Annotated in this window: 13 protein-coding genes; 9 read left to right on the forward strand and 4 right to left on the reverse strand. The window is 64.2% G+C overall.

Going from position 1 to position 13,002, the window contains the following annotated elements; translation table 11 throughout:
* The first annotated feature begins 25 nt into the window (after window positions 1-25).
* The 8 genes from N536_RS0104780 (at window position 26) to N536_RS41240 (ending at window position 8,641) form a co-directional block, all read left to right on the forward strand.
* Window positions 26-859: an SDR family oxidoreductase gene (locus N536_RS0104780; RefSeq protein WP_029112559.1), complete on the forward strand. Its 834-nt coding sequence runs from the start codon at window positions 26-28 to the stop codon at window positions 857-859.
* A 47-nt stretch (window positions 860-906) separates the two neighbouring features.
* Window positions 907-2,079: a S9 family peptidase gene (locus N536_RS0104785; RefSeq protein ID WP_029112560.1), complete on the forward strand. Its 1,173-nt coding sequence runs from the start codon at window positions 907-909 to the stop codon at window positions 2,077-2,079.
* 53 nt (window positions 2,080-2,132) lie between these two features.
* Window positions 2,133-3,149 (forward strand): cyclase family protein, encoded by a 1,017-nt coding sequence (locus tag N536_RS0104790; RefSeq protein WP_197040068.1) that lies wholly within the window; start codon window positions 2,133-2,135, stop codon window positions 3,147-3,149.
* Window positions 3,150-3,194: 45 nt separating this feature from the next.
* Window positions 3,195-4,181 (forward strand): fumarylacetoacetate hydrolase family protein, encoded by a 987-nt coding sequence (locus N536_RS0104795; protein WP_029112562.1) that lies wholly within the window; start codon window positions 3,195-3,197, stop codon window positions 4,179-4,181.
* A gap of 347 nt (window positions 4,182-4,528) precedes the next feature.
* Entirely contained in the window at window positions 4,529-5,824 is a 1,296-nt protein-coding gene (locus N536_RS0104800) for a lipase family protein (RefSeq protein WP_155948459.1), read from the forward strand.
* Between the two features lie 1,087 nt (window positions 5,825-6,911).
* Complete coding sequence (locus N536_RS42865) at window positions 6,912-7,196, forward strand: hypothetical protein (protein ID WP_029112564.1); 285 nt, start codon at window positions 6,912-6,914, stop codon at window positions 7,194-7,196.
* A gap of 330 nt (window positions 7,197-7,526) precedes the next feature.
* The gene (locus tag N536_RS0104810; RefSeq protein ID WP_197040069.1) at window positions 7,527-8,456 is read left to right on the forward strand and encodes a cytochrome P450; all 930 of its coding nucleotides are present in this window, start codon (window positions 7,527-7,529) and stop codon (window positions 8,454-8,456) included.
* Window positions 8,369-8,641 carry a ferredoxin gene (locus N536_RS41240; RefSeq protein ID WP_231514423.1) on the forward strand — a complete coding sequence of 91 codons (273 nt, stop codon included), beginning with the start codon at window positions 8,369-8,371 and terminating at the stop codon, window positions 8,639-8,641. Before N536_RS0104810 ends, N536_RS41240 begins: the two co-directional genes overlap by 88 nt.
* A gap of 94 nt (window positions 8,642-8,735) precedes the next feature.
* Here N536_RS41240 and N536_RS0104815 read toward each other — a convergent pair whose 3' ends face one another.
* The 4 genes from N536_RS0104815 to N536_RS0104830 form a co-directional block, all read right to left on the reverse strand.
* Window positions 8,736-8,963 carry a hypothetical protein gene (locus N536_RS0104815; protein WP_029112566.1) on the reverse strand — a complete coding sequence of 76 codons (228 nt, stop codon included), beginning with the start codon at window positions 8,961-8,963 and terminating at the stop codon, window positions 8,736-8,738.
* A gap of 209 nt (window positions 8,964-9,172) precedes the next feature.
* Window positions 9,173-9,760 carry a nucleoside deaminase gene (locus N536_RS0104820; protein WP_029112567.1) on the reverse strand — a complete coding sequence of 196 codons (588 nt, stop codon included), beginning with the start codon at window positions 9,758-9,760 and terminating at the stop codon, window positions 9,173-9,175.
* Between the two features lie 31 nt (window positions 9,761-9,791).
* A complete protein-coding gene (locus N536_RS0104825) occupies window positions 9,792-11,189 on the reverse strand; it encodes an APC family permease (protein ID WP_029112568.1) in 1,398 nt (465 codons plus the stop codon).
* A 28-nt stretch (window positions 11,190-11,217) separates the two neighbouring features.
* Window positions 11,218-12,132, reverse strand: coding sequence for a proline iminopeptidase-family hydrolase (locus N536_RS0104830; RefSeq protein ID WP_231514424.1), 915 nt, complete (start codon window positions 12,130-12,132; stop codon window positions 11,218-11,220).
* An 88-nt stretch (window positions 12,133-12,220) separates the two neighbouring features.
* On the opposite strand from N536_RS0104830, the gene N536_RS0104835 reads away from it, so the two are divergent.
* Entirely contained in the window at window positions 12,221-12,988 is a 768-nt protein-coding gene (locus N536_RS0104835; RefSeq protein ID WP_029112570.1) for a FadR/GntR family transcriptional regulator, read from the forward strand.
* Window positions 12,989-13,002 lie beyond the last annotated feature (14 nt).

The following is a 13,002-nucleotide window of genomic DNA, read 5'->3' on the forward strand; positions in this document are numbered from 1 at the left end:
CACATCCCTTGAAAGGACTGCAGAAATGCAACTGCTCGATGACCACGTCGTCCTCATCACCGGCTCCGGCTCCGGTCTCGGACTCGGCATCGCCCGGCACTTCCGGGACGAGGGCGCGACGCTGGCACTGTTCGAGTACGACGAATCAAAAGTCTCGACGCTCCGGGAGGAATTCGGCGACGACGTACTGGTGGTACAGGGCGACGTCCGCAGCATCTCCGACCTGACGCGTTGCCGCGACGAGATCGTCGGGCGCTTCGGCCGGCTGACGACGATCGTTGGAGCCCAGGGCATCTGGGACGGCAACGTGCGATTGGCCGACATCCCGGTGGAGCGTGTCGACACCCTCCTCGACGAAGTCTTCAGTATCAACGTCAAGGGCTACGTCCTTACCGCACGGATCTTCCTCGACCTGCTCGAGGCCGAAGGGGGCGCTGTCGTGTTGACCTGTTCGCAGGCGGCGTTCGCCGCCGACGGGGGAGGAGTGGCCTACACCGCGAGCAAGGGTGCCATTCGCGCCCTGGTCAATCAGATGTCCTTCGAGTTCGCACCCCGAGTCCGCGTCAACGCGGTTGCACCGACCGGTATCGCGAACAGTCAGCTGCGCGGACCTGCCGCACTCGATCTGCAGAATTCCCTACAGTCCGACATCCCGGCGGACGCCTTCCGCCAGCAATTCGAGTGGCTCGCTCCGCTTCAGCACATGCCCTCTCCAGAGGAATACGGCCCGCTCTACGCGTTCCTGGCGTCACGACGCAACAGGGTCATGACCGGGCAGACGGTACTGGCGGATTCGGGCTCCCTGAACCGGGCACTGATCAGCATCGGCGAACTGATGGCCACGATGCCGGGCGCCTAAACGCCCCAGCCACTACAGCCGAGATAGCAAGCAGCAGAAAGAGACTCATGTTCGAATACTTCCCGGGCAACTACGTCTGGAACATGTCCGTGGTAGGCGCAATGAACTCCGGCGGCCGGATCGACGAGGTCGACCGCGCTTGCCGCCCGCTGCTCGAGGCCGCGAAAGGAGGTAGCGATGCCGGGACGGGCGAGTTCCTGAAGGTCTGGACCGACCTCACGGATTCGCTGGTGGAGTCGGCTCGGGCCGCGGAGGAGTCGGGCCACGATCGGACCGCCGGCGGGATCTATGCCCGTGCCACGAATTATCTTTGCACCGCCGAGCGGATGCTCTCCGCGGGTGACCCCGACCGCGTGTCCATCTACCGCCGGGTGATGGAGCTGGCTCAGAAGGGATTCGACCTTCGTGACCACAGCATCACCCGCGTTGCCATCCCCTTCGAGGACACGACACTGCCGGGCTATTTCTCGGCGGCACCGGCGACGTCGGACGGGCCGGCTCCGGTCGTCATGCTCATCAACGGCCTGGACTCGACCAAGGAGCACATGTACATCTCGGGATTCTGGGCCGAGTTGGCGGATCGGGGTATTTCGTGTCTCATGCTCGACCAACCCGGCTCCGGGGAGGCACTTCGGCTACAAGGTCTGATCGCACGTCGCGAGTCCGAGACCTGGGCCAGCTGGGTCGTCGACTGGCTGACGGCAAGAGATGACGTCGACACCGCCCGGATGGGGGTCGTGGGCTGGTCGTTGGGCGGCTATTTCTCACCTCGGATCGCGGCCTTCGAGAAGCGCTTCGCCCTGTGCGTCGCCTGGGGAGCCAACCACAACTGGGGTGCCGTGCAGCGGCGTCGGCTCGACCGCGAGGGCGAGCACCCGGTGCCGCACTACTGGGACCATGTCAAATGGGTCTGGGGCTACGACGATCTCGACGAGTTCATCGAGTTCGCCGACTCGATTCACCTCGATGGCGTCGTCGAGAAGATCACGGTGCCGTTCCTGATCGTGCACGGCGAGAACGACCGGCAAATTCCCTTGGAGTATGCACATCGGTCCTATGAGCAGGCGGTGAACGCACCCTCTCGTGAGCTTCGTATCTTCACGGCGCAGGAGGGGGGTGCGGAGCACATCGGGATCGACGACCTCCCCCGGGTCGGTACCTACATCGCTGATTGGGTCACCGACGCCTTCGCGGCCATGGTCCCGCAACCGACTGGTTAGCGCCCTGCCCAGCCAATCGCATTGTCCGCCAATCAATCCGGTGAGGATCGCACATGCCCGACACCAACGCCCTTGCCGAGGCTCGCGCCGTCGACACGAACAGTCCCTTCTACAGCCCCGTCGCTGAAGCGGCTATCGCCGAAGCCGCATCGCGCTGCTCCAACTGGGGACGGTGGGGCGACGACGACGCACTGGGCACCATGAACTTCCTCGACGACGCGAAGCGACTCGAGGGTGCCTCCAGAATTCGTCGGGGCGCTGCCTTCTCGCTCGCCCAGAGCTTCGACGCAAACGGCCCGCAGCACGGCTGGCGAAAGCGCAACAACCCGGTGCACACCATGCTGGTCAGCGGCCTCGATGCTGAATTCGGAGCACCCGAACTGCCGCACGGCTTCGGCGGTGCCGATGACTACGTGGTGATGCCGCTGCAGGCCTCCACCCAGTGGGACGGGCTGGGCCACATCTTCGACCACGGTGTCGCCTACAACGGACGTCCCGCTTCCAAGGTCGTCACCAGCGAGGGCGATCTGCTGACGGGCATCGAGACCGTGGCCGACCGCATCGCAGGGCGCGGCGTGCTGCTCGACGTGGGTCACGCGCTCAGGGAAGACGGGGAGCTGCCCGACGGTTACGCGATCACCGTCGAGGACCTGGAGAACACCATCTCTGCGCAAGGGGAGTCGTCCGTCGTCGGGCGTGGCGACATCATGCTCGTCCGCACCGGTCAGCTGTCCCGGGTCCGTCGCGACGGTTGGGGCAGCTACGCCGGCGGTGACGCTCCCGGGTTGTCCTTCGCGACGGCGGGTTGGCTCCACGACCGGGAGATCGCCGCGATCGCCACCGACACTTGGGGTTTCGAAGTCCGCCCCAACGAATTCGTGAACGCCTTCCAACCGCTGCACCAGGTCGTGATCCCACACATGGGGCTCTTCATCGGAGAGATGTGGGATCTCGACAAACTTGCCGCAGACTGCGCCTCCGACAGGATCTTCGACTTCTTCTTGACTGCCGCGCCCATTCCGGTGACGGGCGCCGTCGGCGCGCCGGTCAACCCCGTCGCGATCAAGTGACTCGACCGGCGGGCTGAACCCACCAACACGACAGGAGCTTCACCCATGCGTTTCGCCACGTGGGTTCAGGATGGTCAGATCACGACCGGCGTCGCCAGCGACGACGGCCTACACGCGTTCGACCATCCAATTACGATTCTCGAACTCGTTCGCGCCGGACTCCCGGTCGCCTTCGATGCCGGGGCCGCCGCACTGGGTAGACGTCCCGTCGATCTCGCTGCGGTGCGGCTACTCCCGCCGATAGAGCCCCCCACCGTCCGTGACTTCGCAGCTTTCGAAGAGCACCTGGATGGGGTCACTCGATCGATGTCGGCTGCGGCCGAGGTAGAGCCCGAGTGGTACAAGCGGCCAGCCTTCTACTTCAGCAATCCCTACGCGATGATCGGCGCCCATGACGACGTGGCCGTACCACCGGGATGTCAGGTTTTGGATTACGAACTCGAGGTCGCAGCCGTCGTGTCGCGGGACGGAACGTCCGTCGCACCGGCAGAGGCTCGCGACTACATCTTCGGCTACACGATCTTCAATGACTGGTCGGCCCGGGACCTCCAAGCGGGGGAGATGAAGGTTGGCCTCGGCCCGGCCAAGGGCAAGGATTTCGCAACCACACTCGGCCCGTTCCTCGTCACGGCCGATGAACTCGATCCCCTTCTGACCGCCGACGGCCTCTTGGACATCGACGGCACTGTTTCGGTGAACGGCACAGTCATCGGCCGGGACAACCTGCGAAACATGAGCTGGTCGTTCGACGAGCTTCTGGCCCAAGCGTCGCGCGGGACGTGGGTCAGGGCCGGGGACGTTCTCGGGTCCGGAACGCTGGGAAATGGAGGGTGCCTCGCGGAGTTGTGGGGCCGTTCCGGTGAGCGCACGCCGAAACCGCTCCAGCCCGGGGATGTGGTCGAGATGACGGTTGCGACACTCGGCACTATCCGCAATACCGTCGTGCAGGGCACGGCCTCGCCGCCGATCCGCGAAGCCCGTCGACACGACTGGAAAGCGCAGCACCGCAACGGAGTTAGTCCTCGCAATTAGCGGTACAGCGCAGCCAATTCGGGATCGAGAGCAGCGGTAGCGATCCCAGACATTCGAATCCGCCTGTCACACAACAAAATAACCACAACATCGCCGACGGCGGCTCCCTTGGGCTGTCCGCCATCGGCCGATTCCTCTGTGCCTTAACGCAGGGGAATCGCTGGCTACCACGAAGAATAGAACCAGGACAGAGGAACGACATGAAGCGAGTTTCCATCACCGCGAGCAACCAAATCATACAAGATGCCGGCGGGTGCGCACAGCGGCCGCCACGCGCCAACGTATCGCGCCGGCGATTCGGCCTGAGAGGCGTGCTGTTGAACGTCATGATCGTCGCCGTGACCGTCATGACATGCCTGGTGATCGGGCACCATCCTTTCGCGAGCGCGGATGAGGATTGTCCACCAAACACCGGCTACCAACCGGAATGTCAGTATCGGCCCTTCTACACCCCCCCGAACCCGCTCCCCGCCGGGGCGCCCGGTGATCTCGTCCGCACCGAGCCGTCGCGTATCGCGTTGGATCCCGCCGGCCACGGCAACTATTCGGGCACGGGAACGCGGATCATGTACCAAAGCATCGACGGCCGCGGCCAACCGGTCGCCGTCACGGGCACCTACTTCGAGCCCGACCGACCGTGGACCGGCAGCGGCCCACGCCCCCTCATCGCATTGGCGCCCTGGACGCAAGGCCTCGGGGATCAGTGCGCCATCTCCCGCCTCGTCAGCGAAGGCGGCATGCATTACGGCGGTTACCTCGACTTCAACTTCTATTTCGAAGAGGGATTTCCGGCGACGCTGTTGGACCGAGGATTCGCTTTAGTCGTCACGGACTACCAAGGCATCGGCACCTACGGCCCGCCTACCGCAGGAATACGAATCCCCACCGCGCACGCGGTGCTCGACTCCGCGCGAGCGGCCATGCGGCTGCCCGGCACGTCGCTCGATCCTCATGGGCCCGTGGCATTCTGGGGGTACGGGCCAGGTGGGCAAGGGGCAGGATCAGCTGTCGAGATGGCACCCAGTTACGCGCCCGAATTGAACGTCGTCGGTGCCTGGCTCGGTGCACCGATCGCCGATTACGCACTGTATGCGGACTACGCCGATGGCTCGATGCTGGCTGGCACCATGGGTTTTGCACTCAACGCCTTCATGGCGGCATTCCCCGAAGCCGAGCCGGGCGTGATGTCTACATTGACGCCGCGAGGCGTCGACTTCATCCAGAAGACCCGTTATAGCTGCACCGATGAAAGCATCATGAAGTTCATGTTCCGGCACCTACAGCCGTACTTCAACCAGGACTTTCACCAGATCCTCGCTTCGGAGCCGATCAAGTCCGCATTGGCCGCTCAACGGCTGGGATCACTGAAGCCGCAAGCTCCGGTGCAGATCGACATCAATCGATGGGACCCGCTCTTTCCCTGGGTTGGCGCAAGGCAACTGGCCGCGGACTGGTGTGCCCAGGGCGCCGATGTCGAGTTCTGGACCAATGAGCAACCGCCGTTTCTCAACAAGACGGCAACCAACACCATGCTGACGTACTTCGTCGAAGGTGAGCGCGGTATTCAGTGGGTCACCGATCGGTTCAACGGACTGCCGACCACGCCGAACTGCCAGGCACTACCGCCTGTCGATGCTGGATGACGGGGCGGGCAAGGCGGCGTTGGCCTTGCATTCGCAGGCACCTCCGTGGGAACGAGACGGGCCCGGCCATCGCCATCTTGGAGCATCCGTTGTCGAAATCCGTTGCGCAATAGGTGTATTGAAAACCGAGACTCCGCGGATGGTTCATTTCGACTGAACGTGTCCACCGAGGCCATGGGCAACTTTCGAAGGGCATGGGCAATGGTGAACGCCTCTGACAGGGAGCAGCGAATATGGTTAGGTGTGGCGGCGTTGATCGCGATCTGCGCGATCGTATCGGGTGCGCTCATCCTGCATTGGGGACATCGGGGGCCACGCAGTGACTGCGATGTGGTCGGCGACATGACACTTCAGTGGAACTCAGATGTGGCTCCGGCAAAGACGGCGCTATTGACTGACCCGTCGCAGCGCGAAGCCGTGCTTCTCGTTGCTGGAGCCGAAGAATCATCCAGTCACGTGCTGCGAGCGTCGACCCGAGACCTGTCGTCCCGGTCGATCCAAAGTGCTTTGAACAGATGGGCTGACGGCCTTGCTGTGAGGGCCCAAATTAGACGCGACGCCATACGGCTGACTCCCACTACCGCCACGCCAAACTATGGGCCCGCGTTCGCTCAGGCGTCGAATGACATAAGTACGGCCGCGAGAGAACTCTCGCAAGAATGCCCCACTGCGGAACTCCCGCGCGCACTGCCGGATTGAGGGTTGGGCGCGCCGCCATTTCAGGACCTGTCCAATCGCTACACAGGTGTGCGTGATCCCGACAACAGGTACCGAGCCGCGGGTGGGCTCACCGCGTTGGCTCGCAACGTGTATGCCGGGATGCGCGACGTCGCGATTCGCGTGATGCACGGCCTCGTTGATCGGATGGGATCAAGCATCGCCCTCTTCGTCGAGGAGGGGCGAGATGCGGTTGCGGTGGCCAGGTATCGATTTCGTCGATGGTCGAGCATTCACGGTGACTGTTTCTCGCGAAACGCAGGTCGTCCTAGCCTGACGTTGGCGCAGGGCCAAAGGCCGCCCTAGTGAATGATGGAGGACCGCATGACAGGCGAGGACGACGAGATGCACGATTCAGACAGTCGGCCTGGTGGAAACCGTTCTGCCCCACACGACTCCCCACCACATCATGCGGTTGGTCAACAGCGCCGGCAACGTGCTGCTGGTCAACGATCCTGCCACGACCGAATTCGGCTGGGGACGCAAACACGGATTCATCCAGCCGGAGGTGGACCGCGCGCTGCTCAACGGCCTGAGGCGATTCGACGGGCATTCGCCATCGACACGATGGCTGGTCGTCGACCCTTCGCGGTGCGCGAGTTCGACTTGGCGAGGTCTGCGCAACGCGCAGACAAACCGTGGCAATCGATGCTGATTCCGCCGACCGGCGGCCAATGAGAACTGGGTCTAAAGAAGGGATTTCGTCATGACGACAGACTCAACCGAATGCTTCAACCCGTTGAACCAGACCTCCACCGCCGATCCGGATGAGGCCATGCGGGCGTCGCGAAGGAAGGCTCCCGTCGCCCAGGTCAGCGACTATCTGTACACCGTGAACACGGACACTGAGGTTCGTGAGGTGTTCACGGACACGAAAAGATTCTCCAACCGCGGGAACTTCACGTTGGGTCCCGACGACCTTCAACTTCCGATCGCTGTGATCACCACCGCGGATCCGCCCGTGCATACAGAACTTCGTGCGCGATTGCTGAAGGACCTCGGCCCGGCGCGGCTGCGGAAGCTGAGGCCGAAGGTCGATGACATCGTCAGGGAAGCCGTCGACGCGCTTCCGACCTCCGGTGAGGTGGACTTGTACGAGAGGTACGCGCATGTGATACCCGCGGCCGTCCTCTACGCGATGATCGGAATTCCCCGGTCGGCCTGGAAAGAGGTTCAGACGTGGTCGGATGTCGTCGTCGGCGCCATGCCAGGACCGGCACACGAGCTGCCCGAATTCGGCTCTCTGATTGGCTATTTGACACAGCTCGCCAACGAGCGCCGGGCCCGTTCAAATGAACGCCACGAAGACGTGTTGGACAACCTGTGCTTCGCGGATGACTCGGAGAGGGAGATGTCCGTGCTCGAGATCACGATGCACATCTTCCAACTCGTAGTGGCCGCGACGGATACAACGCGTGCACTCATCGCCAACTGCCTCTACCGGCTACTGGAGAAGCGCTCGCAGTGGGAGGCACTGAAGGCGGACCGTTCGCTGTTGCCGAACGCCATAGAAGAGTCGCTACGCCTCGACGCGCCGGCTCAGTTCATGGTCCGTTCGGTACTCGAGGACGTCGTCGTCGGCACGTGCCCGGTCGAACGCGGGAAGAAGCTGTATTTGAACATCGTGTCGGCCAACCAGGACGAACAACGTTGGGGCGAGGACTCCCGAGACTATCGTGTCGATCGACCTAATGCTGTAGGGCACTTGGCGTTTGGGCGTGGAATACACGCTTGCATCGGCGCGCCGCTGGCCAGGATCGAGGCCCAAGTTGCCGTTGGGGCGCTGCTCGATCGATATCCCGATCTGAGGTTGGTCAACGGCGCCACATGGATGAAACAACCGACGGCGCTCATCAGAAGCGTCGGACAGGTACTTGTATCGCTGGATGGCCCGCCGAGGGAAGGGAAGCCTTGAGGATCGAACTCGACCGCCCACGCTGTGAAGGCCACGCCTTATGCGAGGCCGCCGCGCCAGCGTCATTCTCCGTCGACGATGACGGGAACTTGACCGTCCTCAAAGAGGAAGTCTCAGCAGGAGATGAGAACGATGTGCACGCCGCAGTGCTCAGCTGTCCCGTCGCCGCGTTGAAGCTGACGTGACAGAGACTCGGCAACTGCGGGAGCCGCGCCGCCGGATTTTTCGTGGAGGGCACGGCACAGGTATGTGTTTTGCCCATGGAGGTAAACCGTTCGCCTACGCCTCTGGTGCCTCTGCAGCACGTCGTCCCGACTCCGTAAGCGCGAACCACGTCGTCCACTCCCACTTGACCGAGTCTTCGTACTGGTCGACGTAGCGCTCACGAAGGATTTCCATCGTCACATCGACCGAGCTTGACCATGGCATTACGTCCGGGTCTGTACCTCCGACGATGTCACCGACGACCAGCAGGCCGTCGGCGAGCAGCGATCGGACCGCGGTCAAGAGTCGCTCTTGTCGTGCTGCGAGTGGCGCGGCTGGGAAGTCATAGGCAAGCTCAGAGTCGATATGGCCAAGCGACAGGCAATCGCCGAGCAAGTCACGCGACAGCCGCTCTCGGAGCGATTCAGAGGCAGGTAATGCGTCGTGCGCGTTGGCTTCTGATGGGTGGGATGGCTGTGTCACTAGTCCACCTCGGCGCAGTACCCGCGCCGTCAGCTCAGCGGAATGTCGTTGTCGCCCTTTGACTTCTGGTACTGCTCGGAGAGGGTCGCGTAGCGGTCCCGGATCCGCTGTGCCTGGTCACGGAGTTCGGAGCGCAACGGTTCGGATTCGGATTCCACCAAGTCGCGGATCGAGTAGGCGGTCCAGAACGCATTGCTGCGGCGGTAGCCACCGGGTTCGAGCCCGAACACTTCCTTGAGGATCGTCAGGTCGTGCGGAATGGCGAAGGCGTCCCGCGAGTCCTCGTGGCTGTAGAAGTAGTAGTAGTTGTCGAACCCGGCCCAGGTGATCGCCGACATGCACAGCGTGCAGGGCTCGTGCGTGGTCAGGAACACCAGTTCGGGCGTCGATGGGCGGTCAGCCAATTCGTAGAACTCGTTGAGGGTGTTGATCTCGCCGTGCAGCAGCGGGTTGTCGGTCTCGTCGTTGGTGCCCACCATCACCAGCGACAGGTCCGACTTGCGCAGGATCGCCGCACCGAACACTTTGTTGCCCGCGGCGACACCGCGTTCGGTCAGCGGCAGGATGTCGTCGTCGATGACGTCGAGCAGGCGCGGGGCGATGGACGTCGCTGTCATGGCGTCACCCTAACGCCAGCGCGCCCGTGGGTTAGTCGTTCGCGGGTTCTTCGGCCAGTTCCGGTATGCCCTTGCCGCGAAACACGTTGATTGCAAAGACAACAGCTCCCACGACGAGCCACACCAGGCCGCCGATCTTGGCCAGCGCATCGGCGTTGAACAGCACGTACCCGATGATCAGGAAGCCCAGCGTCGGCACCACGAGGTGCAGCAGGTAGTTCTTCGACTTCTGGCGCACGATGTAGTACCAGACCACCGAGACGTGTAGCAGGCAGAAGCCGAACAGCGCGCCGAAGTTCACCAGTGACGAGATCAGCCCGATCTGGCCGACGAAGAAGAGCACCAGCACGAGGCTGAGCGCGCTGACGACGAGGATGGCGGCGATGGGCACCTTGCGGCTGCTGATCTTGGACAGGAAGTGCGGCAGTTGACCGTCGCGGCTCATCGAGTACAGCAGCCGGCTGGTGGCTGCCTGGGCGGCCATCGCGTTGGCGAACCCCACCGCCATCACGTTGACCGCGAAGAACGCATTCATCCAGCCGGTGTTCGACGCCGCCTCGACGAGGGTGAAGAACGCATTGCCCATCTCGTCGTCGCTGAACGCCTCGCGGCCGCCGGCCAGCAGGCTGGCCACCCAGGTCTGCGCGACGAACAGGAAGGCCACCACGAAGAGCGCGATGATCATCGCCCGGCCCGCGGGATTCTTGCGTCCGGTCGACTCCTCGGCCAGTGTCGAGATGCCGTCGAATCCCAGGAAGCTCAGCACGGCGATCGACAATGCCGCGGCGATCAGGGGAGCGCTCACCGTGCTGGGGTCCCAGATCGGCTGGGTGCTCCAGCCCACGTCGGGCAGGCTGTGCCCGCTGATCGCGCGGATGCCGATCACCAGGAAGATCGCCACGAACACCAACTCGATGGCCAGGAACACCCGGTTGGCGATCTTCAACGAGCCGATGCCTGCCAGGTTGATGACGGTGTTGACGACGACGAAGACGATCGCCCACAACCAGCGGGGGGTGCCGGGGAACAGACCGATCATCGACTCGGCGGCGAACACGTAGAGCAGTGTCGGCACCAGCAGGTAGTCGAGCAGGATCGCCCAGCCGGCGAAGAAGCCGAGGCTGGGATGCACGCCACGGCCGACGTAGGAGAACACCGAACCGGCCAGCGGGAACGACTTGGCCATCTGGGCATACGCCAGCGCGGTGAAGATCATCGCGATCAGGCCGATGACGTAGACCAGCGGCACCATGCCGCCCGCGCTGTTGTAGACGGTCCCGAAGATCGCCCACGGCGCGATCGGCACCATGAAGACCAACCCGTACACCAGCAGGTCGAGGGTGGACACCGACCGGCTGAGTTCCTGTGCGTAGCCGAATGATTCGAGGCTGCGCTGGCCAGGCGGGACGAGCGCGTCGGACTTGGGCATGCGGGTGTCCTGTCGGTTGATGGGGTGGTCAGGCCTGCGCCGAGGCGAGGTCGTAGGTGGCGAGGAATTCGGCGACGACGGCGCGGAACTCCTCGGGTTTCTCGAGGTGAGTGCAGTGGCTGGCGTCGGCGAAGACCTGGCTGCGGGCGTCGGCGATCCGCTCGACGTAGGGCTGCCAGGTGGCGGGGGTGGCCTCGTCGAACTCGCCGGCGATCACCAGCGTCGGCGCGGTGATCCTGTCGAGGCGGTCGATGATGCTCCACTGGCGCAGGGTCCCGAGCACGTGAAACTCGTTGGGGCCGTTCATGGTGTGGTAGACGGTCGGTTCGGCCTCCATCTGCTTCTCACTCGCGACGAAGTCGGCGGGCATGGGCACGACGCGGCACACGTGGCGGCGATAGAACTCCTGCGTCGCGGCGAGGTACTCCGGATGCGTGACGGTGCCTGCGGCCTCGTGCCGATCGAGAGCGGCCTGGGTCTCGGCAGGCAGCTGCGCCCGAAGCTCGGTCGCAGCCTCGACCCACAGGTCCATCGACGCCGGGGAGTTGCAGATCGACAGGGACGCCAGCCCCGCCGGCTCGCGCACGGCGATCTCGGCGCCGAGCATGCCACCCCAAGATTGGCCCAGCAGGTGGTAGTGGTCGATGCCCAGTTCGGTTCGGACGGCGTGGAATTCGTCGACGAACAAGTCCGGCGTCCAGAAGTCGGCAGGCGCGTCGGGGAAGTGGGTGCTGTGACCACAGCCGATCTGGTCGTAGTGGATGACCTCCCGTCCGGTCTCGTCGGCGAGTTCGGCGATGTTGCGGACGTAGTCGTGTGCCATCCCGGGTCCGCCGTGGAGCACGAACAGGGGAAGCGCCCCGAATCGCGGGGTGCGTGGCGTGGTGATCTGGACCCAGGTGTCGGAGTCCCGGAACGGCACCGTGCGGGTATGAACGGGCATGTCGCTCAGAATGAACCCTAAATGGGCTCGCTGCAAGACCAATTAACTAGAATTAACATTCCCGGATCGAGGGAGGGAGTAAGCGCAGATGGCCGAACACGCCGCCGTGCCGTCATCCGGCTTGCTCGGGCGGCAACTGGCCATGCCCTCGCGGGTCGACGAGATCACCGATCGGCTGATCACGGCGATCGCCATCGGCGAGTACCTGCCCGGCGCCCGGCTGCCGGTCGAACGCGAGCTCGCCGCGTCACTGCGCGTGGGCCGCATGACGGTTCGCGCCGCGCTCGCCCGCCTGGTCGAGCGGGGGCTGCTCGAGACCCGTCGGGGGCGCGGCGGCGGCTCCTACGTCGTGGACCAATGGCCCGAGTCGTCCACCGAGGCCGTGCGTCGCACGCTGACCACGCGCCTTGGCGAACTGCGGGACCGGTGTGACGCCATCTGCCGGCTGCACGGCGCGGTCTGCCGGGCCGCTGCCGAAGCCCGCACCGAGACGGACGTGGCCGACATGCGCGATGCGCTGGAGGGCTACCGGACCGCGGCCAGCGGTGTCGCCGCCCAGCAGGCAGACAGCCGGCTGCACGTGACGATCATGGACGCCGCCCACAATGCGGTGCTCAAGCAGGTGCTCGTCGACCTGGAGGCGTCGGTCAGCACGGGTGCCCCGACCCACCTCTGGGGCGAGCCGTCGACCATGCGCGAGATGGAGCTGCGGGCGCTCCACGAGCACGTCGAGTTGATCGACGCGATCGCCGACGGTCGTCCCGACGACGCCGACGCACTGGCCCGCGCGCACGTCGGAATCGACTTCGAGCACATCACCGCGGCGATGCGCCGCGCCGGCGTGCTCGCGGACTGAGACCGGCTTGCCGG

Source organism: Mycobacterium sp. URHB0044 (assembly GCF_000620625.1).
Classification (GTDB): Bacteria; Actinomycetota; Actinomycetes; order Mycobacteriales; family Mycobacteriaceae; genus Mycobacterium.